19 protein-coding genes, 3 tRNA genes and 1 pseudogene are annotated in these 23481 nt (G+C 70.1%); 8 read left to right on the top strand and 15 right to left on the bottom strand.

The annotated features are described in order from the left end of the window. Positions 1 to 98: 98 nt before the first annotated feature. The 3 genes from FLX08_RS14310 to FLX08_RS14300 all read right to left on the bottom strand — a co-directional run bounded on the left by FLX08_RS14310 (position 99) and on the right by FLX08_RS14300 (position 372). Positions 99 to 171: transfer RNA gene (locus tag FLX08_RS14310), tRNA-Glu, on the bottom strand. Positions 172 to 184: 13 nt separating this feature from the next. After that, positions 185 to 257: transfer RNA gene (locus tag FLX08_RS14305), tRNA-Glu, on the bottom strand. A gap of 43 nt (positions 258 to 300) precedes the next feature. Further along, positions 301 to 372, bottom strand: a tRNA-Gln gene (locus tag FLX08_RS14300). A 248-nt stretch (positions 373 to 620) separates the two neighbouring features. On the opposite strand from FLX08_RS14300, the gene FLX08_RS14295 reads away from it, so the two are divergent. Further along, positions 621 to 2603, top strand: a complete 1983-nt coding sequence (locus FLX08_RS14295) for a M3 family metallopeptidase (protein ID WP_142619314.1) — start codon at positions 621 to 623, stop codon at positions 2601 to 2603. 37 nt (positions 2604 to 2640) lie between these two features. On the opposite strand, the gene FLX08_RS14290 is transcribed toward FLX08_RS14295, so the two are convergent. Next, a complete protein-coding gene (locus tag FLX08_RS14290) occupies positions 2641 to 3180 on the bottom strand; it encodes a PadR family transcriptional regulator (RefSeq protein WP_142619313.1) in 540 nt (179 codons plus the stop codon). A 72-nt stretch (positions 3181 to 3252) separates the two neighbouring features. On the opposite strand from FLX08_RS14290, the gene FLX08_RS14285 reads away from it, so the two are divergent. Then, positions 3253 to 4590, top strand: coding sequence for an MATE family efflux transporter (locus tag FLX08_RS14285; protein ID WP_167530411.1), 1338 nt, complete (start codon positions 3253 to 3255; stop codon positions 4588 to 4590). On the opposite strand, the gene gltX is transcribed toward FLX08_RS14285, so the two are convergent. Beyond that, complete coding sequence (gene gltX, locus FLX08_RS14280; RefSeq protein ID WP_244312636.1) at positions 4487 to 5815, bottom strand: glutamate--tRNA ligase; 1329 nt, start codon at positions 5813 to 5815, stop codon at positions 4487 to 4489. The genes FLX08_RS14285 and gltX overlap by 104 nt on opposite strands. 28 nt (positions 5816 to 5843) lie before the next feature. After that, the gene (locus FLX08_RS14275; protein ID WP_142619310.1) at positions 5844 to 6614 is read right to left on the bottom strand and encodes a fumarylacetoacetate hydrolase family protein; all 771 of its coding nucleotides are present in this window, start codon (positions 6612 to 6614) and stop codon (positions 5844 to 5846) included. Positions 6615 to 6698: 84 nt separating this feature from the next. Here FLX08_RS14275 and FLX08_RS14270 point away from each other — a divergent pair, with 84 nt between their 5' ends. Next, positions 6699 to 7106 (top strand): antibiotic biosynthesis monooxygenase family protein, encoded by a 408-nt coding sequence (locus tag FLX08_RS14270; protein ID WP_280117102.1) that lies wholly within the window; start codon positions 6699 to 6701, stop codon positions 7104 to 7106. An 89-nt stretch (positions 7107 to 7195) separates the two neighbouring features. On the opposite strand, the gene FLX08_RS14265 is transcribed toward FLX08_RS14270, so the two are convergent. Continuing rightward, complete coding sequence (locus FLX08_RS14265) at positions 7196 to 7807, bottom strand: HD domain-containing protein (protein ID WP_142619309.1); 612 nt, start codon at positions 7805 to 7807, stop codon at positions 7196 to 7198. Between the two features lie 191 nt (positions 7808 to 7998). On the opposite strand from FLX08_RS14265, the gene FLX08_RS14260 reads away from it, so the two are divergent. Further along, the gene (locus tag FLX08_RS14260; protein ID WP_142619308.1) at positions 7999 to 9669 is read left to right on the top strand and encodes a heparinase II/III family protein; all 1671 of its coding nucleotides are present in this window, start codon (positions 7999 to 8001) and stop codon (positions 9667 to 9669) included. 32 nt (positions 9670 to 9701) lie between these two features. On the opposite strand, the gene FLX08_RS14255 is transcribed toward FLX08_RS14260, so the two are convergent. From FLX08_RS14255 to cimA, 4 genes are all read right to left on the bottom strand, one after another. After that, entirely contained in the window at positions 9702 to 10370 is a 669-nt protein-coding gene (locus FLX08_RS14255; protein ID WP_167530410.1) for a DivIVA domain-containing protein, read from the bottom strand. Further along, positions 10367 to 11488 (bottom strand): globin domain-containing protein, encoded by a 1122-nt coding sequence (locus FLX08_RS14250; RefSeq protein WP_208761442.1) that lies wholly within the window; start codon positions 11486 to 11488, stop codon positions 10367 to 10369. Before FLX08_RS14250 ends, FLX08_RS14255 begins: the two co-directional genes overlap by 4 nt. Beyond that, positions 11489 to 11872, bottom strand: coding sequence for a group I truncated hemoglobin (locus tag FLX08_RS14245; RefSeq protein ID WP_208761441.1), 384 nt, complete (start codon positions 11870 to 11872; stop codon positions 11489 to 11491). A 447-nt stretch (positions 11873 to 12319) separates the two neighbouring features. Next, positions 12320 to 13894, bottom strand: a complete 1575-nt coding sequence (cimA, locus tag FLX08_RS14240) for a citramalate synthase (protein WP_142619305.1) — start codon at positions 13892 to 13894, stop codon at positions 12320 to 12322. Positions 13895 to 14168: 274 nt separating this feature from the next. On the opposite strand from cimA, the gene FLX08_RS14235 reads away from it, so the two are divergent. Both FLX08_RS14235 and FLX08_RS14230 read left to right on the top strand, forming a co-directional pair. Continuing rightward, positions 14169 to 14822 carry an O-methyltransferase gene (locus FLX08_RS14235; RefSeq protein WP_142619304.1) on the top strand — a complete coding sequence of 218 codons (654 nt, stop codon included), beginning with the start codon at positions 14169 to 14171 and terminating at the stop codon, positions 14820 to 14822. A 194-nt stretch (positions 14823 to 15016) separates the two neighbouring features. Continuing rightward, positions 15017 to 15622, top strand: a complete 606-nt coding sequence (locus FLX08_RS14230; RefSeq protein ID WP_142619303.1) for a hypothetical protein — start codon at positions 15017 to 15019, stop codon at positions 15620 to 15622. Between the two features lie 128 nt (positions 15623 to 15750). On the opposite strand, the gene FLX08_RS14225 is transcribed toward FLX08_RS14230, so the two are convergent. The 4 genes and pseudogenes from FLX08_RS14225 to serA all read right to left on the bottom strand — a co-directional run bounded on the left by FLX08_RS14225 (position 15751) and on the right by serA (position 20362). Next, positions 15751 to 16842, bottom strand: coding sequence for a branched-chain amino acid aminotransferase (locus FLX08_RS14225; protein ID WP_142619302.1), 1092 nt, complete (start codon positions 16840 to 16842; stop codon positions 15751 to 15753). 143 nt (positions 16843 to 16985) lie between these two features. Continuing rightward, complete coding sequence (locus FLX08_RS14220) at positions 16986 to 18032, bottom strand: 3-isopropylmalate dehydrogenase (RefSeq protein ID WP_142619301.1); 1047 nt, start codon at positions 18030 to 18032, stop codon at positions 16986 to 16988. A 41-nt stretch (positions 18033 to 18073) separates the two neighbouring features. Continuing rightward, a pseudogene (locus FLX08_RS43385) lies at positions 18074 to 18298 on the bottom strand (hypothetical protein); the annotation flags it as partial. Between the two features lie 474 nt (positions 18299 to 18772). Next, complete coding sequence (serA, locus tag FLX08_RS14210) at positions 18773 to 20362, bottom strand: phosphoglycerate dehydrogenase (protein WP_142619300.1); 1590 nt, start codon at positions 20360 to 20362, stop codon at positions 18773 to 18775. A gap of 351 nt (positions 20363 to 20713) precedes the next feature. On the opposite strand from serA, the gene FLX08_RS14205 reads away from it, so the two are divergent. Then, complete coding sequence (locus FLX08_RS14205; protein WP_142619299.1) at positions 20714 to 21616, top strand: hypothetical protein; 903 nt, start codon at positions 20714 to 20716, stop codon at positions 21614 to 21616. A gap of 126 nt (positions 21617 to 21742) precedes the next feature. Further along, positions 21743 to 23173 (top strand): MFS transporter, encoded by a 1431-nt coding sequence (locus FLX08_RS14200; RefSeq protein ID WP_142619298.1) that lies wholly within the window; start codon positions 21743 to 21745, stop codon positions 23171 to 23173. Positions 23174 to 23481 lie beyond the last annotated feature (308 nt).

Genomic DNA, 23481 nt, shown 5'->3' with positions numbered 1-23481 from the left:
CGCGGCGGGCCATGAGCGGGGCGCGGCGTCCGTAACGGCGCGAGCCCCCAACGACGAGAACCCCCGGCACGGGAAGGTGCCGAGGGTCTTCGATGGTGTAGCCCCGACCGGATTCGAACCGGCGCTACCGCCTTGAGAGGGCGGCGTCCTAGGCCACTAGACGACGGAGCCGAGTGCAGTGAAGTAGTCCCGAGCGGATTCGAACCGCCGTTACCGCCTTGAGAGGGCGGCGTCCTAGGCCACTAGACGACGGGACCTTGCACTGCGCTGTTTCCAGCAGAATCCCTTGGGGGGATCCAGCTGGGGTACCAGGACTCGAACCTAGACTAACGGAGCCAGAATCCGTCGGGCTGCCAATTACCCCATACCCCATCTGCTCGCGGGGGCCTCGCGGCTCTCGCTTGCGACTCCGAAAGAATAGCCCAGCTTGCGACCCACTACCAAAACGATTGCGGCGCGCCTCGCGATCTCGTGATCCGATCCCCCGTACGCAGGGCCGATCCCCTGGCGGAAGGGCGGATCCTCCCCGCCGGAGAAGGGCGGTCCTCCTGCGCCCAGGGCCGGATCCTCCTGTGCGAGGCTGGGGGAAACCGTCAGCACCACGTGAGGAGCCGCCAGCCATGACCTCGGCCGCGAACCCCTTCCTCAGCCCGAGCACCCTGCCCTACGGGCTGCCCCCCTTCCAGGAGATCAGGGAGGAGCACTACGCGCCGGCGTTCGAGCAGGGCATGGCCGAGCAGATCGCGGAGGTCGAGGCGATCGCCGAGAACCCGGAGCCGCCGACCTTCGAGAACACGATCGAGGCGCTGGAGAGGTCCGGCGCCCTGCTCGAACGGGTCTCCGCGGTGTTCTTCAACCAGGCGTCCTCCGACACGACGCCGGGCGTCCAGGAGATCCAGAAGGACGTCACGCCCAAGCTCTCCAAGCACGCCGACGCGATCCACCTCAACGCCAGGCTCTTCGCCCGCATCCAGGCGGTCGAGGCGGCCGACGAGGAGCAGCGGTGGCTGCTGAAGCGCTACGTCACCGACTTCACCCGTGCGGGCGCCACGCTGGGCCCGCAGGACCAGGCCAGGCTCAGGGAGATCAACGAGCGGTTGTCGGCCCTGGGCACGACGTTCCAGCAGAACCTGCTCGCCGACACCAACGAGCGGGCGGTCGTGGTCGAGGACGCGGCCGAGCTCGACGGACTGTCGCAGGACGCGATCCAGGCGCTCGCCGACCAGGCCAGGGAGCGCGGGCTCGACGGCAAGTATCTGATCACGCTGGTCCTGCCCACCGGGCAGCCCTCCCTGGCCGAGCTGACCAACCGGTCCCTGCGTGAGCGGATCCACCGGGCCTCGGTCGGGCGGGGCTCGGCGAACGCCGAGCTGATCAAGGAGATGGCGGTCCTGCGCCGGGAGCGCGCGCGGCTGCTGGGCTACGAGAACCACGCGGAGTACGTCCTGGCCGACCAGACGGCGGGCACGACCCGGGCGGTCACGGAGATGCTCGACCGGCTCGTGCCGCCCGCCGTGGCCAACGCGCGCAAGGAGCAGGCCGACCTGGAGGAGATCGCCGGCCACCCGATCCAGCCGTGGGACTGGGCGTTCTATTCCGAGAAGGTGCGCAAGGCCCGCTACGACATCGACAGCCGGCGCATGCGGCCGTACTTCGAGCTGAACACCGTGCTGGAGAAGGGCGTCTTCAACGCGGCGTCGCGCCTGTACGGCGTCACCTTCCACGAGCGCTCCGACCTGTACGGCTACCACCCGGAGGTGCGGGTCTTCGAGGTGCGCGACGAGGACGGCTCCCCGCTGGGTCTGTTCCTCGGCGACTTCCACGCCAGGGCCTCCAAGCGGGGCGGGGCGTGGATGAACAGTCTGGTGCGGCAGTCGGGCCTGGAGGGCACGAGGCCGGTCGTGGTCAACAACCTCAACATCGTCAAGGGCGAGCCGACCCTGATGACGTTCGACGAGGTCAACACGATGTTCCACGAGTTCGGGCACGCGCTGCACGGGTTGTTCTCCGACGTGCGCCACCCCCGGTTCTCCGGCACGGCGGTGCCGCGCGACTTCGTCGAGTACCCCTCACAGGTGAACGAGATGTGGGCGACCCATCCGGAGATCCTGGCCGAGTACGCCCGGCACCACGAGACGGGCGAGCCGATGCCGCAGGACCTCGTCGACCGGATGCTGGAGACGCAGAAGTTCAACCAGGGCTTCGCCACACTGGAATACCTGGCCGCCACCCTGCTCGACTGGGCCTGGCACACGGCGTACGACGGCGAGGAGGACGTGGAGGAGTTCGAGCGGCGGGCGCTGCGGGAGGCCGGGGTGGACCTGCCGGCCGTCCCGCCGCGCTACCGCAGCACCTACTTCGCCCACATCTGGGCGGGCGGCTACAGCGCCGGCTACTACTCCTACATCTGGAGCGAGGTCCTCGACGCCGACACCGTCGAGTGGTTCAACGAGAACGGCGGGCTGCGCCGGGAGAACGGCGACATGTTCCGCCGGGCCCTGCTGTCCCGGGGCGGCAGCGTCGACTCGATGACGGCGTTCCGCGACTTCCGGGGCCGCGACCCGGAGATCACTCCCCTGCTCGACCGCCGCGGGCTGCTGTAGGGCCCTGTAGCGGCCCCTGTAGTGGCTCCTGTAGCCGTCACGCCCGGGTGAGCTCGGCGATGGCCTGCCGGAGCCAGTCCTTCTCCGCGGCGGTCACGGCCCGGGCCACGAGCATCATGCCGCGGCGGAACGGATCGGGCGTCTCCTCGGCTCTGAGGGGCTTTCCGCCGCGGTAGAAGAAGCTCGCCGGCGTCTCCAGGAAGGCGAGGCGCCGGCGCAGCACCCGCGCCTGGTCCTCGGGATCAGGCAGCCGGGACAGGAACGCCAGCACCGTGAAGAACCTCGCCTGGTCGCTGATCTCGAGATCGGACGGCTCACGCAGCCGTCTGAGCAGTTCCTCCCGGCCCCGCTCGGTGATCGTGAGCACCTGACGCCGGGCGGCGCCCGAACCCTCCTCCTCGTGCCGCTCAAGGAGCCCGGCGGCCTCCATGCGGGCGATCGCCGGATAGAGCGCGCCGTCGCTGATCGGCCGGACGTGCCCGCTCAGCTCGGCGATCCGCTGCTTGAGCTCATATCCGTGCATGGGCTCCTCGTCGAGGAATCCGAGGATCGTCAACGCCAGGTCACCACTTGCCATCGAGGCATCGTATCGTTATACCTCTATTCGATGTATCTCGATTCGAGGTGCCCAGGATGCCGAGGTGAACATATGCGCCTGATCAGGCTCGCCCTGCCCGTCTACGTCGAACTCCTGACGGCCGTCGTGGCCGTCGGACTGATCGACACGCTGTGGGTCTCCGGCCTCGGCAGCGAGGCCGTCGCGGCGGTCACGGTCGCCACCACGACCGAGAACCTGGCCCTCGGCGTGATCCTGTGCGTCGGCACGGGCACGACCGTCCTGGTCGGACGGCGCGACGGCCGTGCCCCGCTGGCCCCGGTCATCCGTACGGCCTGGGCGTTGCTGGGCGTCTTCGCCCTCGCCGTGGCGGTGCCCGGCGTGCTGCTGCGCGAGCCGATCGCCCGCCTGTTCACCGACGATCCCGTGACAGTGGGGCTGGCCGCGGGCTACTACGCGGTGGCGTTCGCCGGGATTCCCGTCTTCTACGCGCAGAACCTCGTCGACGGCGTCTTCAAGGGACTCGGCGACACCCGGACGCCGATGCGGACCGCCCTGCTCTGCAACGCGCTCGTGATCGGCTTGGACCCGCTGCTGATCTACGGGCTCGGCCTGGGCGTGCGGGGAGCCGCGCTGGCCACCGTGGCGGCCCGCCTGGCCACGCTGGCCGTGTCCGCCCTCCTGCTCGTCCGGCGGCTGCGTACGCGGACGGGGACGGAGAAGGCCTCGGTCAGCCGGTCGGACGCGGCGGCGATCCTGCGCACCGGGCTGCCCATGTCGGGCGACTTCCTCGCCCGCGCGCTGGTGGGCATGACGCTGACCGGCATCGTCGGACGGCACGGCGTGCCCGCGCTCGCCGGGTACGGCATCGGCCTGAAGATCATGATGGCCGGGGTGATGTCCTTCTACGCCCTCCGGCAGGCGGCCATGATCCGCACCTCGCGGGCCGGCGAGGCGGACGGCCCGTCGTCACCTCGCGATCACGCCGCTCCCGTGGTGCGCTATGGCCTGGCCGCGGGGCTGGTGGCCTCGCTCGTGCTGAACGCGCTCGCCCCGGCGGCCGTCGGCCTGTTCACGGCCGATCCCGCGGTGGCCGCGGAGGCCGTGTGGTTCCTGCGCTGCATGCCGCTCTATCTCATGCCCTTCGGCGGGCTGATCGCCGTCGGCGGCGTGCTGCAGGCCGGCGGGCGGGGCGCCGGCCTGCTCGCGGCCACACTGGCGGGCTTCGCCGTCCAGTTGCCGCTGGCCTTCCTGCTCGGCTCCCGGATGGGCACCACGGGAGTCTGGCTGGCCATGGCCGCCGGCGCCGCGCTGTCGCTCGGCCTGGTCAGCCCAGCTTGGCGAGGGCCGCACGCACCCGGGCGAGCGAGCGCTCGCGGCCGAGCACCTCGATCGACTCGAACAGCGGCAGGCCCACGGTCCGGCCGGTGATCGCCACACGGACGGGGGCCTGCGCCTTGCCGAGCTTGAGCCCGTGAGCGAGGCCGACCTCCTCCAGGGCGGTCTTGAGCGACTCGGGGTTCCAGTCGACCGTCTCCAGCCGCTCGGCGTACCCGGCCAGGATTTCGGCCGCGCCCTGCTTCATCGCCTTGTCCCAGGACGCCTGGTCGAAGACGGGCTCGTCGAGGAACAGGAAGTCGACGTTGGCGGTGACCTCCGACAGCACGGCGACCCGGGTCTGCACCAGGTCGGCCACGCGCTCGAACACCGAGCGGTCCCACGACGGGTCGAGCCACGGCTCGCAGCGGGCGATGAACACCTCGCGGGGCAGTGCCCGGATGTACTCGCCGTTGAAGGCCCGCAGCTTCTTCTCGTCGAAGAACGCCGGCGCCTGGTTCACGTCCTCCAGCCGGAACAGCGGCATCATCTCCGACCACGGCATGATCTCGCGGTCGTCGCCGGGCCCCCAGCCGAGCAGCATCAGATAGTTGACCATCGCCTCGGCGAGGTAGCCCTCGTCGCGGTAGGACTCCAGGGCGACCTTGTCGCGGCGCTTGGACAGCTTCTGCCGCTTCTCGTTGACGATCACCGGAACGTGCGCCCAGATCGGCGGCTCATGGCCGAGCGCCTCCCACAGGAGCTGCTGCTTGGGCGTGTTCGACAGGTGCTCCTCGGCCCGTACGACATGGCTGATGCGCATCTCCATGTCGTCCACGACGTTGGCCAGGATGAACAGCGGCGAGCCGTCCCCGCGGACGATGACGAAGTCCTCCATCGCCGAGTTGGGGAACTCCACCCGGCCGCGGACCTGGTCCTCCACCACGGTCACGCCCTCGTCGGGCGTACGGAACCGCACGGCGCCCTCGGTCAGGCCGCGGTCGCGGCAGTAGCCGTCGTAGCCCTGGTGCTCCGAGCCGGTCCTGGCCTTCACGTCGTCGCGCGTACAGGTGCAGTGGTAGGCCTTGCCCTCCTTGAGCAGCTTGGCCGCGGCGTCGCGGTGCTGCTGCTCGTAGGCGGACTGGAAGTAGGGCCCCTCGAAGTGCGGCGAGTCGCCGCTGATGCCGATCCAGGCGAGGGCCGAGATGATGCCCTCGGTCCATTCGGGCCGGTTGCGTGCCGCGTCCGTGTCCTCGATGCGCAGCACGAACGTGCCGCCGGACTGCTCGGCGATCGCCCAGTTGAACAGCGCCGAACGGGCGCCGCCGACGTGGAACATGCCGGTGGGCGAAGGGGCGAAGCGCACCCTAGTCACGTGAGATCACCCGGTTAGTGAGAGTTCCGATTCCTTCGATGGTCACGCCGACCTCGTCGCCCACGGACATCGGCCCCACCCCGGCGGGCGTGCCGGTCAGGATGACGTCGCCGGGCAGCAGGGTCATGACCGCGCTCACGTACGCGATGAGCGCGGGGATGTCGTGCAGCAGGAGGGAGGTGCGGGCGTTCTGCCTGACCTCGCCGTTGAGCGTCGTGGTGATCGCCAGGTCGGCCGGGTCGAGCTCGGTCTCGATCCAGGGACCGAGCGGGCAGAACGTGTCGAAGCCCTTGGCCCTGGTCCACTGGCCGTCCCTGGCCTGCAGGTCGCGTGCGGTCACGTCGTTGGCGCAGGTGTATCCGAAGATCACCTCGCCCGCGCGCTCGGCGGGGACGTCACGGCACAGCCGGCCGATCACCACGGCCAGCTCGCCCTCGTAGTCGACCCGCTCCGTCAGCTTCCCGGGGTAGGCGATCGCCTCCGACGGCCCGATCACGGTCGTGTTGGGCTTGAGGAACACGACCGGCTCCGCCGGGGGCTCGCCGCCCATCTCCCTGGCATGGTCGGCGTAGTTCTTGCCGATAGCGATGATCTTGCTGGGCAGCATGGGGGCGATCAGGCGGACCTCGGCGACCGGGAACCGCTCGCCGGTGAACTCCACCCCGTGGAAGGGGTGGCCGCCGATGCGGGCGATGACCTGCCCGCCCTCTTCCACCACGCCGAAGGCGACCTGGTCGCCCATCGAGAACCTCGCGATACGCACGTCATGAGCCTAATGGGGGACGGCACGGTGGCGTACTTAAGGTGGTCTGGTGACAGTTGGAGTCGAGCGCTACAGGGAGTCGATGTGCCTTCGGTCGTGAAGATCAATGTGCTGACGGTGCCCGAGGAGATGCGGCGCGAGCTGGAGAAGCGGTTCGCCAACCGGGCCGGGATGGTGGAGTCGGCCGACGGGTTCGAGTGGTTCGAGCTGCTGCGGCCGGTGGAGGGCAGCGACCGTTACCTCGTCTACACGCGCTGGCGCAGCGAGGAGGACTTCCGGCGCTGGCAGGAGAGCCGGGCGTTCCAGGCGGGACACGCGCAGGCCGCCGCCGAGGCCGGCACGCAGGGCCACGGACACGGCCAGGCCCAGGCACAGGCTCAGGGCCAGGCTCAGGGACACGGGCATGGTCACGGGCAGGGCCCGGCCGCGACCGGCTCGGAGCTGTGGACGTTCGAGGTCGTGGAGAGCACCGGTCCCAAGCAGGACGGCTGAGCCGGGCTCGTCGGTGTCCGGACGCCCCACCAGCCACGTCCTGACGTCCGGACGCCCCGCCGGCCACCTCGTCGTACGGACGAGGGCGTTCAGGCGTCGAGCGGGTTGGCGGCGATCCGGGCGGCGATGCCTCCCGTGACCGAGCGGTCCGCCGCGCAGCCCGGCTTGCGACGCGACTGCTCCTCGAAGGCGGCGAGGAACTCCGCGCCGAACCCGAGCCGGGGATGCCGCGCGAGCACGGCGGCCCGGGCGTCGTCAGGGAACTCCTCGGGCCGCTGTCCGGACACGTCCCACGACGTGGCCACCTGCAGCAGGTGCGACTCCGGGTCGTCGGACGCGGCGACCGCGTCGCGCATGTGCACGACGACGATCTCCTCGGCCCGCGCGGCCCTCTCCTGCGACCACCCGGCAGCCGTGCCGAAGACCCAGGCGAGACGTCCCCCCGCCTCCTCGAACGGCACCGTGTGGCTGTCGAAGGTCTCGGTGAGCCCGATGTCGTGGAGCAGGGAGGACACGTAGTAGAGCTCGTCGTCGAATTCGATCCCGTGCGCCCGGGCGTAGCCGGCGCCCCACAGGTAGGCCCTGATCGAGTGGTTGAGCAGCGCGGGCGGGCAGAAGCGGGTGGCGACGGCGAGCGCCGCCGCGGCGGCGGGCGTCTCGGGGAACGCGTCTGGGAACGTCTCTGGGAACGGTGCCGGCATGGCCCCAGACTGGCAGAGCGCGAAGACCGGCCGCGAGCAGCCGCACGGCCACTTCCCGTACGTTTCCGGCCAGCCCGGCCCGGAGTGGCTTCTGTGAGCAGTTGTGCACTTGTAATCAGAGTGACTTGACCAGATCGCCAGAATTCGGACAGCATGAGCGGCTCCCTATTCGATCTCGGAAGGAATCCGGCGTGTTCCGCCGCCTCTCAGCCCTCTCTCTGGTGGCCGTCCTCCCGCTGACCGCGCTCACGATGGCCGCACCCGCCCAGGCGCGGGCGCCGCACCGCACCCCGGAGTGCCAGGGGGACTGGCTGCCCGCGACCCCCACCTCCGGCGACGTCATGAGCGGCAAGCTGTCCTTCCTCGGCCTGCCCGCGGTCACCGTCGGCAAGGACGTCAACTGGCGCACGGACCCGTACAAGAACAGGTCCTGGCAGATGGTGTTCCAGTCGTTGCGGTGGATGGGCCGGCTCGTTGCCGACTACGAGACCACCGGCGAGGAGGACTACCTCAGCCGGGCCGAGGAGATCGCCAAGGACTGGGTCGAGGACAACCCGTACGGCGGGCGCACCACCAGCCCGTACGCCTGGGCCGAGCACCCGATCGCGCTGCGCGCCCCGGCCCTGGTGTGCCTGAGCAGGTATGTGAAGGCCGGCTGGCTGACGAAGAGCCTGGCCCTGCACGCGAAGCTGCTGTCGGACCCCAAGAACTACGAGCTCGGCCACAACCACGGGCTCGACCAGGACATCGGCCTGCTGCGCATCGGCTGCCGCTACGGCAACGCGACGTGGAAGAACCTCGCCGTGAGCCGCATGGTGAAGTCGATGAAGCTCGACATCGACGGGCAGGGCGCGCTGCGCGAGCAGGCGCCGCGTTACGCCATTTACGTGCACGACCGGCTCAGGGTGGCGGTCGACACGATCAAGGACTGCAGGATGAAGGTGCCCGCGGCGCTGGCCACCCGCTGGGAGAGCCTGCCGCGGCACATCAGCGCCGCCACCCAGCCCAACGGCTACATGGTGCCGATCGGCGACGGTCCCGCCGACGTCCAGCCGACCGCCTTCGAGCACGCCGAGTCCACCGTGCAGGTCTTCAACGCCGGCTACGTGTTCGGCCGTACGGCGTGGGACGACCCCAAGTCGGCCTACTACTCGATCCGGTTCGGGCCGGCGCTGAAGTTCCACGGCCACGAGGACCACATGGGCGTCACCTACTACGCCCAGGGCCGCTCGATCCTCACCGAGGCGGGCTTCGTCTCGTACGAGAACACGCCCTACCGACGGTGGACGATGAGCCCGGAGGCGCACAACGTGCCGATCCTCGTGGGCAGGAAGTTCCGCGGGCACACCCCCACGGCCCTGGTGTCCAAGTCCGTGCGCAAGGACCGGCAGGCGTTCACGTTCACCGACAAGGCGTACGGCGTGCCGCGCAAGCGGTCGGTGCTGGTGAACCACGGCGAGGACGTCATGGCGGTGCTCGACAGCGGCGGCGGCAGGCTCCAAAACCTGTGGCACCTCGATCCCAAGCTGAAGGTCGTGTCCAGCTCGGGCGGGCGGGTCGTGGTGGGCGACGGCGGCTGGAAGGCGTCGATCGTCCAGCTCGCGATGCCGTCGTGCAAGCCCGTCGGCGGCCAGCGGGTGGTGCACGGGCAGACCTCGCCCTACCAGGGCTGGGTCTCGCCGGCCTACATGCGCAAGGAACCGGCTCCGGTGATCGTCTCGCCCGTGGCCACGTCGCTGCTGACCGTGGTGGTGCCCGGAACCGACCGGCCGGAGGTCAGCTGCTCAGGACGCACTCTGATCGTTCACACCCCGGCCGGTTCGGTCACGCTGCACGCGAGCTCTTCCGGCACGCTGTCGTAAACCTCCTCCCCCGACAGGAGGGCGGCGGGCGGTTATCCGTACACCGAGGGTGACGGGGAGCCGCCCGCCAGAGGGCCGGCCGCCAGTTGCTTGGCCTGCTCGGGCACGTGGCCGAGCTTGTCGACCTCGTGCGCCAGCCCCTCCAGGACCGCCCGCAACTGCACCTGGGTGACGTCGGCGAACGTACGCAGGTAGGCGATCCGGCGCTCCAGTTCCTCGGCCTCGGCGCTCTGCAGCCCGTTGCCCGACGCGCGGTAGGCGCCGACCGCCTGGTTGGCGGCCTCCTCGGCCTGCCGCTGCGCCTCCATCAGGAGTTCCTCGTACTGCCGGCGGGCCTGGCTCACGATGCGCCGCGCGTAGTCCTCCGCCTCCGCGATCTGCGCGTCGGCGGTCTGCTGGGCGCGGGACAGGATGTTGATGGCGTCGACGTTCGGGGTCTGGGACGCGGCGGCCTGCTCGGGGTTCATGCCGTGTTCCTTGTACCACTGCTTCATGCGGTCGATGTACGCCCGCAGGTCGGCCTTCTCCTTGTCGCTGGCCGCCATGTCCTCCGCCACGCGGTAGAGGAACGCGCGCACCTCGTCCTCGCTGTAGCCGCGGCGCCCGAGCGAGGTGCGCGTGAAATCCTGCTTGCGAACCCGATCCGGGGTGAGCGGCTGGCGCTCCCCCGCCGGGCTGCCCCAAGGCGTCTCTGCCGTCATGACTCCCGACCCTTGTCGCTCGTGAACTCGTCGAAGTGGATCTGCTCGGTCGGCACGCCGGCGTCCAGCAGCCGCCCGACGGTGGCCTGCGCCATCTCCTCCGAGCCGCAGACGTAGACGTGCTGTCCACGCCATCCCTGCAGCGCGACGTCCACGGCGTAGCCGCGGGTGCCCCGATAAATGGGGTCGTGGGAGACGACCGGCACGACGTTGAGCCAGGGGTGCTCGGCGGCCATCTTGGCCATCGCCTCGTAGTCGTACAGTTCCCTGGAGTTCCGGGCGCCGATCACGAGGTCCACCCTGCGCGTCGGGCCCTCGTAGGCGATCTGCTCCACGAGCGCCTTGAGCGGGGCGAGGCCGGTGCCGCCCGCGATCATCAGCAGGTCGCCCTGGACGTCCGCGGGGAGCGTCAGCCGTTCGCCCACCGCCGCGCCCACGCGCAGCACCTCGCCCCGCCGCGCGCCCATGACGAGCGCGGAGCTGAGCACGCCGCCGTCGACCATGCGCACGTGCAGGTCGATGGTGTTGTCCTGGCGGGGCGCGTTGGCGAAGGAGTAGAAGCGCCACACCCGGGGCCGCATGGCGTAGGAGATCGACGCCGACTGGCCCGGGCGGAAGGGGTACTGGTAGTTCAGCCGCGCGCGGATGACGGCGATGCCGAGGGTGCGCATCTCGTGGCTGATGATCTCCGCCTCCCACCAGGGCGGGGAGACCTTCGACGAGTCGTTCGCGGCGTCGACCATCACCTGGGCGACGAGGTTGTACGCCTGCGTCCAGTCGTGCGCCAGCGTGGGCGTCCACCGGTCGCCCAGGAAGTGCTCCAGCGTGGCGAGCAGCGCCTGGCCGACGGCCGGGTAGTGGGTGGCGGTCACCCCGAACTTCCGGTGGTCGCGGCCGAGCTGCTGCAGGAACGGGACGACGTCCTCCACCTGGTCGACGTTGCTGACGACGCGGCCCAGTGCGCCTACGAGCTTGTCACGCTGACGCGCCATCGACACCGGGAACATGTCCCGTACGTCCGGGTTCATCAGGAAAAGAACCGAGTAGAAGTACAGCGGCACCTGGTCGCCCGATCGGGAAACAAGGTGCCAGCTGTCCTTGAGAGCCTGCGTATCCACTCAGTCGGCCGTTTCCGCGGGGTCGGCGACGATGGACGACTTCACCTTGCCGAGGACGAGGCCGACGTCGCGCAGGATGTCCTCGCCGACGCCGCCGCCCTGCAGCACCGCCACCAGGTGCTCGCCCACCTTGTCGTAGTGCTCCGACGTGATGCCCATGCCGGCGTGGGCCTCGCCCAGGTCACGGCCCTCGTACGGCTCGGGCCCGCCGAGGACGGAGCACAGCAGCATGACCATGTGCCGCTTCAGTCTGGGCATGTCGATGCCGGTGAAGTACGGCTTCAGATCGTCGTCTCCGAGCACGCGATCGTAGAAACGCTCGACGACCTCGCGCACCACAGGTGCGCCGCCGATCTGGTCATAGTAAGACGGCGAGGTGATCACAGACCCTCCCATTCCGGGTGCACCAGCGAGGGGGATGACTACGGGCCGAAAATTTTCGGACTTCGCGCAGTCACGTGGCTGGTCATGGTGACAGACGGTCGCTCGGCTCCCACGGCACCGGCCGCCTCCGAAACAACGATCAGAAGCCTGGCGGCAGGCACCGCGACAGCACGGGGTTCGGTGCGCAGCTACTTCTTGCCTTCACCCTCCGTTGAGCCAGAGCGGGGCGCTGAGGCTGGAACCGTGGCCGGATCGCCGATCGTGGCGAAGACCGCCCCAGGAGCTTCGCCTATCTAAGCACCAACTAGACTAAATGTCACTAAAACCACAACATTCGCGAGCACATCGTGAGCATCACTCACAACGTCCCTCCGAGCAGGGCCCGGCGCTGCTCAGGCCCTGCTCAGGCCCTGTTCAGGCCGTGGTCAGACGCCGCTCGGACGCTGCTCAGGCGCTGTGCCCGGCCCGCAGCAGGCCGTACGTGACCGCCTGCTCGAGCGCCTGCCAGGATGCCTCGATGATGTTCTCGCCCACCCCGACCGTGGCCCACTCGCCGGTCGCGTCGCTCGACGTGATCAGCACGCGGGTCACCGCGTCCGTGCCGTGCGTGCCCTCCAGGATGCGGACCTTGAAGTCGATCAGCTCGACCGCGGCCAGCTCGGGGTAGAGCTTCTCCAGCGCCAGGCGCACCGCCTTGTCGAGCGCGTTGACCGGGCCGTTCCCCTCGCCGGTCGCGATGATCCGCTCGCCCTTCGCGTGGAGCTTGACGGTCGCCTCGCTGACCACGTCGCCGCCGGGACGGCGCTCGACGATCACCCGCCACGACTCGACGGTGAAGTAGCGCCGGAGCTCGCCGTCGACCGTGTCGCGCAGCAGCAGCTCGAACGACGCGTCGGCCGCCTCGAACGTGTGCCCCCTGGCCTCCAGGTCCTTGACCCGCTCGACCAGCTGCCTCGACTGCTCGCCGGTGAGCTCGTAGCCCAGCTCGCGGCCCTTCAGCTCGACCGAGGCGCGGCCGGCCATGTCGGAGACCAGCATGCGCATGTCGTTGCCGACCTCGGCGGGGTCGATGTGCTGGTAGAGGTTCGGGTCCACCTTGATCGCCGACGCGTGCAGGCCCGCCTTGTGCGCGAAGGCCGACGTCCCGACGTACGGCTGGTGGGAGTTCGGGGTGACGTTGGTGACCTCGGTGATCGCGTGGGCGATGCGGGTCATCTCGCGCAGCGACTGCGGCGGCACGAGGTCGAATCCCCGCTTGAGCTGGAGGTTCGCCACCACCGTGAACAGATTGGCGTTGCCGGAGCGCTCGCCGTAGCCGTTGGCGCAGCCCTGCACGTGCGTGGCGCCGGCCGTGACCGCGGCCAGCGTGTTGGCGACCGCGCAGCCGGTGTCGTCGTGGCAGTGGATGCCGATGCGGGCCCCGGTGCCGGCCGCCTCGTGCACCACGTCGGCCAGCTCGTCGGGCAGCATGCCGCCGTTGGTGTCGCACAGCGCGACCACCGACGCCCCGGCCTCCGCGGCCGTGCGCAGCACCTCCAGGGCGTACGCCGGGTTGGAGCGGTAGCCGTCGAAGAAGTGCTCGGCGTCGAGGAAGACGCGCTGGCCCTCCGCGGTCAGGTGGGAGACCGTGTCGCGGATCATCGCGAGGTTCTCCTCCAGCGTCGTGCGGAGGGCCAGTTCCACGTGACGGTCGTGGCTCTTGGCCACGAGCGTCACGATCGGCGCGCCGGATTCGCGCAGCGCGGCCACCAGTGGGTCGTCGGCGGCCTTCACGCCCGCCCGGCGGGTCGCGCCGAACGCGGCGAGCTGCGCGTGCTTCAGGTCGAGCTCGGTCTGAGCCCGCCGGAAGAACTCGGTGTCCTTGGGGTTCGCGCCCGGCCAGCCGCCCTCGATGAAGCCGACGCCGAGGCCGTCCAGGTGACGTGCGATGGCCAGCTTGTCGGCGACCGTGAGGTTCAGCCCCTCCTGCTGGGCGCCGTCGCGGAGCGTCGTGTCGTACACATGGAAACGATCGTCGGCCATCTCTGTGTCTCCTTCGCGGGGTTGCGTCTCGCCGCGCGCTCATCGGCCTGTGGATCCGCTTGGGGCCAAACAAAAAGACCCCTCACGGACGTGAGAGGTCTGCGCGCCGGCGGTGTCCTTTTAGCCGGCGCGCCTGCCGATAATGAGCAGACCGTAGAACATGGTGCTGAGCAGTTTGCCACAGCCGGTCACCCTCTGGCACATCGATCTCATAGTACGAGATATCCGAGGGTGTTCGCGCAGGTCAGCGGGCTCGACGATCTAGTGTGATGCCATGAAGGCCGCCAAGTTCATCACCCCTGCCGTCGCCGAGTATGCCGCGGCGCACACGAGCCCGCCCGACGACCTGCTCGCCGACCTGGCCGAGGAGACCCACCGGCTGGTGGGCGACCGGATCTCCATGCAGATCGCGCCGGAGCAGGGCACCCTGCTGACCATGCTGGTCCGGCTCAGCGGCGCCCGCAGCGCCGTGGAGGTGGGGACCTTCACCGGCTACTCGTCGATCTGCATCGCCAGGGGCCTGCCCGCGGATGGGCGCCTGATCGCCTGCGACGTGAGCGAGGAGTGGACGGCGGTGGCCCGCCGCTATTGGCAGAAGGCGGGTCTCGACGACCGCATCGAGCTGCGCCTCGGCCCGGCCGCGGACACGCTGCGGGCCATGCCGGCGGGCGAGAGCATCGACTTCGCCTTCATCGACGCCGACAAGGCGGGCTACCCGGTCTACTACGAGGAGATCCTGCCCCGGCTGAGGCCCGGCGGCCTGATCGCCGTGGACAACACGCTCCAGCACGGCGACATCACCGATCCCGCCGCCGACGGCACCGTGCCCGTGATGCGGGAGTTCAACGACCTCGTCGCCCGCGACTCCCGGGTGACGAGCGTGCTCCTGACCGTCGCCGACGGGCTCACGCTCATCAGGAAGAACTGAACCCGGGATCTCGATGGACGTAGGGCAATGACCGGGTAATAACGCGCCATAGAGGCGCGGGACGCATGATCGCCGCCCCCTCGATGAGTACGCTCGCGAAGCGATTCGCAATGGCGGATCGCTTTGCCCGGGGCTCGTCTTTATCACCCGGCGCCTGATGCGACCAGGCGTCTGATCCGAACAGGGGGCGGCGAATGACTTGTCGGCGCGGCAGCAGGGCGTTTCTCACCGGCAGGATCGCCGGTCTCCTTCTCGCCGGAACATCGGCTTCGACCGCGTTCATCGCCGGCGTCGTCCCGCTCGGGGCCGCCGCCGACAACGGGCACGGCCGTGGCGATCGCGCGGTGCGCAACGTCACCTCAGCCCAGGGGAAGGACCCGCAGGACCGGCCCGGGGACAGGCTGTCGGTGTCCGGCGACACGCGCAATCGCGGCTACCAGCACACGTCCGCCAACACCGCGGGCGGCTCCTCGAACGTGCAGAACGCGCTGTGCCGGCGCGCCCGGGTCTGCAACATCACCCAGCACGTGACCGTCACCGGCCCGACCGCGAGCCCGGCGCCCAGTGCCAGGCCCACTCCGGTGCCCACGGTCACCGTCACGGTGACCGTGACGCCCACGCCGTCCACCGCGCCGTCCGCCGCTCCGCGCGTCGTGGCCGCGCCGGCGCCGTGCCCGGCCTCGCGGCCCTTGATCAGCATCGACGCGAGGGCCGGTGTGAGCGGCGGGGGCCTGCTCCACGGGCTGGTGTCGCTGTCCGTCCTGGCGGTGGGCAGGGCCTGCCCGGGCGCCATCGGCTGAACGACCGCGTGAACCCTGCCCTTGAACCCTGCCCTTTAGCCCCTGCCCCTTGAACCCTGCCCCTCAAGCCGCCCCTCAAGCCGCCCCTCCAGCCCTGCCCGGGGACAGGTGGGCCGGTGCGACGGCCGTCAGCAGATCTTGTGGATCCAGTGGTGGGTGTCGGGACGGCTGCCGTACTGGATGCCCACGAGCTCCTCGCGGATCTTCATCGTGACCGGCCCGGGGGTGCCGTCGCCGACGGTCCAGCTCCGGTCGACGCCCTTGACGGAGCCGACGGGGGTGACGACGGCGGCGGTGCCGCAGGCGAAGACCTCGGTGAGCTCGCCGGACTCGCAGCCCGCCTGCCACTCCTCGATGGAGATCTTGCCCTCCTCCGCCTTGTATCCCAGCTCGCCGGCCAGGCTGAGGATCGAGTCACGGGTGATGCCGGGCAGCAGCGTCCCGGTGAGCGCGGGGGTGACGAGGCGGTCGCCGAAGACGAAGAACAGGTTCATCCCGCCCATCTCCTCGACCCACCGGTGCTCGAAGGCGTCGAGCCAGACGACCTGGTCGCAGCCCTCCTCGACGGCCTGCCGCTGGGCCACGAACGCCGCCGCGTAGTTGCCGCCGCACTTGGCGAACCCGGTGCCGCCGGGCGCCGCACGGGTGTACTCCGTGGACAGCCAGACCGACACCGGCTTGAGGCCACCGGTGAAGTACGACGCGGCGGGCGAGGCGATCACCATGTACTTGTAGGTCCGCGAGGGGTGGTTCACCCCGAGGGCGGGCTGCGTTGAGATCATGAAGGGACGCAGGTAGAGGCTGTGACCCTCGGTGGTCGGCACCCAGTCGCGGTCGGTCTGCACGAGGAGTTCGAGCGACTCGACGAACGTCTCCTCGGGAAGCTCCGGCATCGCCATCCGCAGCGCCGACCGGTTGAACCGCGCCGCGTTCGCGTACGGCCGGAAGGCGACGATCGAGCCGTTCGGCTGCCGGTAGGCCTTGAGCCCCTCGAACAGCTCCTGGGCGTAGTGGAACACCGACGTGGCCGGGTCCAGCATGAGCGGACCGTACGGCTGGAGCTTCGCGTCGTGCCAGCCCTCCCCCTCGGTCCAGTCGATGGAGATCATGTGGTCGGTGAAGACCTGACCGAAGCCGGGGCTCGTCAGCACCTGCTCGCGCTCGGCCGCACTGCGGGCCTGCGGATTGAGCTGCACGTCGAACCTGAGGTGGGTGGTCATGCGGGGTCCTTCTCTCTACGTCGTCGTAGTAATTGTGCGACGAGTCGGCTAAGGGAAAACTAGGGCATTTCACAGGTATGAAAAAGCGCATGGCGGCCCATACCGGGCCGCCATGCGCGTGATGTCGGGATGAGCGGCCGGAATCAGCCGGCTACTCGGGCGGCGATGTCGTCGCCGATCTCGCGGGTGGAGCGTGCCGTCCACGCGCTCTGGCGTTCGATCAGGTCGTCGGCCACGGCCTGCTCGACGCGGGCCCCCGCCTCGGCGTGGCCGAGGTGGTCGAGGAGCATGGCGACCGACAGGATCGTGGCGGTCGGGTCGGCCTTGCCCTGGCCCGCGATGTCGGGCGCGCTGCCGTGGACGGGCTCGAACATGGACGGCGCGGTGCGGGCCGGGTTGACGTTGCCGCTGGCCGCCAGGCCGATGCCGCCGGCGACCGCCGCGCCGATGTCGGTCAGGATGTCGCCGAACAGGTTGTCGGTGACGATCACGTCGAACCGCTGCGGCTGGGTGATGAAGAACATGGAGGCCGCGTCGACGTGGCAGTAGTCGGTCTCGACCTCGGGAAACTCCAGGCTGAGCCGGTCGACGGTGCGCGCCCACAGGTCGCCCGCGTAGGTCAGCACGTTGGTCTTGTGGACCAGCGTCAGCTTGCGGCGCGGCCGGGTCATGGCCTTCTCGAAGGCGTAGCGCACGACGCGCTCGACGCCGTAGGCCGTGTTCAGGGACTCCTGCGTGGCGATCTCGTGCGGCGTGCCGCGGCGCATCGCGCCACCGGCGCCGGCGTACGGCCCCTCGGTGCCCTCGCGGACGACGACCATGTCGATGTCCTCGGGGCGGGCCTGTCCGAGCGGGGTCGTCACGCCGGGGAACAGCTTGACCGGGCGGAGGTTCACGTAGTGGTCGAGCTCGAAGCGCAGGCGCAGCAGCAGGTCGCGCTCCAGGACGCCGGGCGGCACGCTCGGGTCGCCGACGGCGCCGAGCAGGATCGCGTCGTAGCCGCGCAGCTCGTCGAGCACCTCGTCGGGAAGGGTCTGCCCGGCCGCGTGATAGCGCCTGGCGCCGAGGTCATACTCGGTGGTCTCGGACTTGACGCCCGCGGCGTTGAGGACCTTGAGGCCTTCGGCGACCACCTCGGTGCCGATACCGTCACCGGGGATCACTGCCAGGCGGATGTTGCTCGACTCCATGCGTGTACCTTACCGGTTGTCTCGGGGATCGAAACACGATCTCACCATTCGGTCCATAGCCGGGTATAGCCGCGCGTCAGGCGGGTCCCGCCGCGACGGCACGTTCGAAAACGAGGTCGCGCGCCGTGGACAGCCCGACCGCCGGCGCCCCGAGGATCACGGCGTCCGGCCCGAGCGTGGACGTCGATCATCACACCCGCGCCGGCGCCCGTCCCGACGGACACGAGGACGAAGTGGGAGACGCCCTTGCCCAGGCCGTAGGCGCCCTCCCCTCCCGCCGATTTCCGGCCAGGTCAGCGCTGCGGTACGCCCCCGTTGTCGCGACGGTCGAGCGCGATCTGCAGCGCCGCCGCCGCCTCGTCCTCGGCGTCCTCGGAACGACCCCAGGGATACATCTCGTACATGGCGATTCTCTCTTCGACGGAGAAATGCGGAGAGCGGGACCCGGCTGTCGCGGGTCCGGCGTGCCGGCCGCCGATGGAACGCGGGTCACGCGTCACGGGCGAGCCGAAGGCCGGCTGCGCGGTGCTCCGCGACGGGCCGGCCTGCCCTGATCAGGCCCCGTCGCGGCAGGTGGAAGCGCGGGGCGCCTCGTCATCGCAAGAGTACCCCACAATCTCGTAGGACGACCTAGTATCTCACCTGATGAGACGCAGTCCACGAAACGGGATAACGGGCGGAAAAAACGAACGGCCCGGCGCACGAGGCGCCGGGCCGTTCGAGGAGGCGATGCCGGAGTGTCAGTCCTCCAGGTCGACCGTGCGGCCGCTGTCGGCGCCGATCTCCCCGGCGATCTGCTCGACGACGTCGGACGGGATCGCGGTGTCGACCGTCAGCGCGATGAGCGCCTTGCCGCCCTTCACGTCCCGGGAGACCTGCATGGAGGCGATGTTCACGTTCTGCTCGCCGAGCAGGCGGCCGACGATGCCGACGATGCCGGGACGGTCGGCGTAGGTGAAGAACGCCAGGTGCTCGGTCGGCTCGATCTCCATCGCGAAGCCGTTGACCTCGACGATCTTGGTGAGCTGCCGGGGGCCCGACAGGGTGCCGGACACCGAGACCGTGCGGCCGTCCGCGAGCACGCCGCGCACGGTGATGACGTTGCGCCAGTCGGGGCTCTCCGAGCTGGTGACCAGCTCGACCACGACGCCGCGGTCCTTGGCCAGCAGCGGCGCGTTGACGTAGGTCACCGCGTCCTCGACGACGTCGGTGAAGACGCCCTTGAGCGCGGCCAGCTCCAGGACCCGGACGTCCTGCGCGGCGATCTCGCCGCGGACCTCGACGTCGAGGCGGGTGGCCACCTCGCCCGCGAGCGCGGTGAAGATGCGGCCGAGCTTCTCGGTGAGCGGCAGGCCCGGCTTGACGTCCTCGGCGACCGCGCCGCCCTGGACGTTCACCGCGTCGGGCACGAACTCGCCGGCGAGCGCCAGCTTGACGCTGCGGGCGACCTGCGTGCCGGCCTTCTCCTGGGCCTCGTGGGTGGAGGCGCCGAGGTGCGGGGTCACCACGACCTGGTCGAACTCGAACAGCGGGCTGTCGGTGCAGGGCTCCTTGGCGAACACGTCGATGCCCGCGCCCGCGACGCGGCCCTCCTTCAGGGCGGCGTAGAGGGCGTTCTCGTCGATGATCCCGCCACGGGCGACGTTGATCAGCCGGACGGTCGGCTTGACCATGTGCAGCTCGCGGTCGCCGATGAGGCCGATGGTCTCCTTCGACTTGGGCAGGTGGACCGTGATGAAGTCGGCCTGCTGGAGCACCTCCTCCAGCGACGCCAGCCGCACGCCCATCGCGGCGGCGCGGGCCGGCTGCAGGTAGGGGTCGTACGCGATGAGCTCGACGCCGAACGGCTGCAGGCGCTGCGCGACGAGCTGGCCGATCTTGCCGAGGCCGAGGATGCCGATGACCTTCTCGTCGAGCTCGACGCCGGTGTACTTCGAGCGCTTCCACTCGCCGCCCTTGAGCGCGGAGTGCGACTGGGCGACGTTGCGGGCGCTGGCGAGGATCAGCGCGACCGTGTGCTCGGCGGCGCTGGTGATGTTGGAGGTCGGGGCGTTCACGACCATGACGCCGGCCTTGGTCGCCGCCTCGACGTCGACGTTGTCCAGGCCTACGCCGGCACGGGCGACGACGCGCAGCTTGGGCGCCGCCGCGATGGCCTCCGCGTCGACCTGGGTGGCGCTGCGTACGATCAGGGCGTCCACGTCGGCGAGGGCGGGCAGAAGCTGCGACCGGTCGGCGCCGTCGGTGTGCCGGACCTCGAAATCCGCGCCGAGCACGGCGAGGCCCGCTTCTGAGAGCTCTTCTGCGACAAGTACGACGGGCTTGTTCACTGGGTTGAGTCCTTCGTGAAGTGCGACAGCGCGAACGACGTGAGTCTATCCGGGCCTTGTGAAAGCTCTCACGAGCGCCCGGCATACGAGACGCGCAAGGTCTCGGCGGTGTCGCGACGGCACGACGACCTGGTCTCGGAATCGCGGTCCGCTCGGCTCCGGGGCCCGGCCGCCGGGAGGTTCCGATGGGGCCCCGGGGGATTCGTGAGACTCGCTCACGTACGAGCCCGACCGATGGATGTACCCCGGCTTCGCCTGATCCATCCAGACTGCCACCCATCTCGGTATTGATCGCACCTAATCTTGGGGATTAGCCTGATTCGCCATGGTCCAGTCCCTATCGTTCAGGCTATGAGCATCGGGAACCCCTCCCTGGGCGACGTTCTCGCGCGGCATGGCAGCCCCCGGCAACTCCTGGCGGCTCTCGCGGAGTGGGGCATCCTGGTGGCGGTCCGCCCCGACCGCTCCGTGGTGCTCGGCACTACGCAGAACGGCGAACGCGTTCTGCTCGGCTACACGGGACCGGCGACCTACGCCCGGCACCGTGGCAGCCACTCCCTGTCGGCGTGCGACGCCGACACCATCCTCGACATCCAGCGCGTCACGGGCGTGCGCGAGATCGTGATCGACGCGGCCGGCCCCGCTGCCGCCGCCGTGCCGATCGACGACCTGCGCCGCTATCTGGAGCAGACCCGCACCGGTCCCGCTCCGGCGCTGTCGGCCCTGGGCTCGGCCGCCCCCACTGCCTACGCCACGGGCGCGATGGCGACCGTGACCCGTGCGCAGGCGGCGCGGCAGGCTCCACCGCCGCCCACACCCGTTCCTCCCATGCCCGCCCCTGTGCCGGAGGCGGCCTCCGCGCTCCCGTCGCAGTGGGTCCCCGCTCCCCGCCAGCACCTGTCGGGGGCGATGCAGGTCGTGGACCCCGGCTATCGCCGGACGCGCCATCCGATCCTGCCGGCGCTGCGGGTGGCGGTCGCGGAGCTGCTCCCGGAGTATCCCTACGTCCACCACGTCTGGATCTCCGAGGCGCGTACGGCCGCCGGGCTGTGGGGGATCATGCTGCACGTCAAGGTGCACATCTCGGGCGCCGACGACATCGTGAAGGAGCTGCACCGGCGGGTGCGCAGCCGGCTGCCGCAACTGGCGGCCAGCGAGGCGCCGGTGCTCATGGCCCGGGTCGCCGACGCCCACACCGAACGCCGCCTGATCGAGATCGGCGCGCACGTCGTCTTCCCCGACGTACGCGACTGAGCCCGCAGGCCCGTCACCGATCTCCGCCGGGGCCGCCCCGGCGGAGATCGGCAGGACACCGGGCAGCCGCCGAACCGTTGCCGATCAGTCCTTCCTAACGGACGCTTGCTCGGCTTGAATGGCGCCATGGTTTCCACGGCGACGCCGTCCCCGTCGAAGGTCTCCCTCGGGGTTCGCCTCGGGTACGCCGTCGGCTCGTTCTGCACGGCCAACTTCTCCACGATCCCCGGGCTGCTGCTGCTCTTCTACATGACCAACGTGCTCGCGGTCCCCGCCGCGCTCGCGGGCGTCGTGCTCTTCGTGCCCAAGGCCTGGGACCTGATCGCCAACACGATGGTCGGCCGGTGGTCGGACCGCACGGTCTCGCGCTGGGGACCACGCCGCCCGTGGCTGCTCGCCGGGGCCGCGGTGCTGCCGGTGTCGTTCGCGCTGGTGTTCGCCGGGCCGCCGCTCACCGGCGTGCCCGCCGCCGCCTACGTCGGCCTCACGTTCCTGCTGGCCACCACCGGATACGCGCTGTACGAGGTGCCGTACAAGGCCATGCCGGCGGAGATGACGACCGACTATCACGAGCGGACCTCGCTGCTGCAGTGGCGCATGGTCCTCATCGCGGTCGGGATCGCGATGAGCGGCATCCTCGCCCCGGCGATCGCCGGCGAGACGGCCGGCGGCTATCGCACCATGGGCCTCGTCTTCGGCGTGATCCTGCTCACCGCGATGCTGGCCTCGTTCTTCGGCACCGCCCGCGCGCCGTTCACGGCCCCGCAGAAGTCCGAGGGGACGCTCCGCGAGCAGCTCGCCGCCGCCCGCACGAGCAAGCAGTTCCTGTGGCTCCTCGGGCTCAGCTCCGCGCAGACGCTCGGGGCCGGCGTGATGCTCGCCGGGGCGCCCTACTTCGCCGCCTACGCGCTCGACGACACCTCCGCCACCACCACGCTCTTCGCGGCGCTCGTGGGGCCGATGCTGGTCACGATGCCGCTGTGGGTGTGGCTGGCCCGCAAGCTCGACAAGCGCGGCGCGATGATCCTTTCCGGCGCGCTGTTCACGTCCGGGGCGCTGCTGATCCTCGGGACGCCCGCGCTCGGCGAGCTGTACGCGCACCTGTGCGTGATGATCGTGGGCATCGGCTACGCGGGTCTGCAACTGCTGCAGTTCTCCATGCTCGCCGACGTCATCGCGCACGACGGCGCGGTCAGCGGCGAGCGCAGGGGCGGGGTCTTCACCGGCCTGTGGACCGCGGTGGAGAACGCGGTGACGGCGCTCGGGGCGACCGCGTACGGATGGGTGCTGAGCGTGGGGGGATTCATCTCCTCCGACCCCGAGCATCCGGTGACCCAGCCGGGCAGCGCCCACGTCGCCGTGGTGATCGGCGTGACCGTGGTGCCCGCCCTGATCACGTTCGCGGGCGTGCTGATGACCCTCAAGTACGACCTGACCGCCGACCGCCTCGCCGCCGTCACCGGCGGGAGCGCGCCCTCAGCGGCCCGCGCCTCCGGAAGCGACGGGCAGGACGGCGGGCGGCCCGAACCCGGGGAAGTGCTCCGCGCCGAGGACTGAGGGGATCGCGCGGATCCTCAGCCCGGTGACCCATCAGGCGGCATGCGGGCGGGCGTGGCGATCCCGGAGCCGCCGCGAGCGGCTGGAACGGGCGGCGCGGGAGGCCACGGACGACCTTAAGCGCACCTCAAGCCGGTCCCCGCGCCGATCACGCCACTGACCTGCGGATTATCGGACATTCAAGGCAGTGTGTGGCCTAAAGGAAGTTTAAGAGAAGGTAGATACTTTCCGGCTTGGACCGATTTATCACCACATGTCGGTCTCTGGCGCACCATAATGACGACTTCCCCAGCGTCTAACCCCCACTG

It is taken from the genome of Microbispora hainanensis (assembly GCF_006874475.1).
GTDB classification, from domain to species: Bacteria; Actinomycetota; Actinomycetes; order Streptosporangiales; family Streptosporangiaceae; genus Microbispora; species Microbispora hainanensis.
The sequence above is the reverse complement of the archived record's forward strand: the minus strand, read 5'-3'. Positions and strand labels throughout refer to the sequence as shown.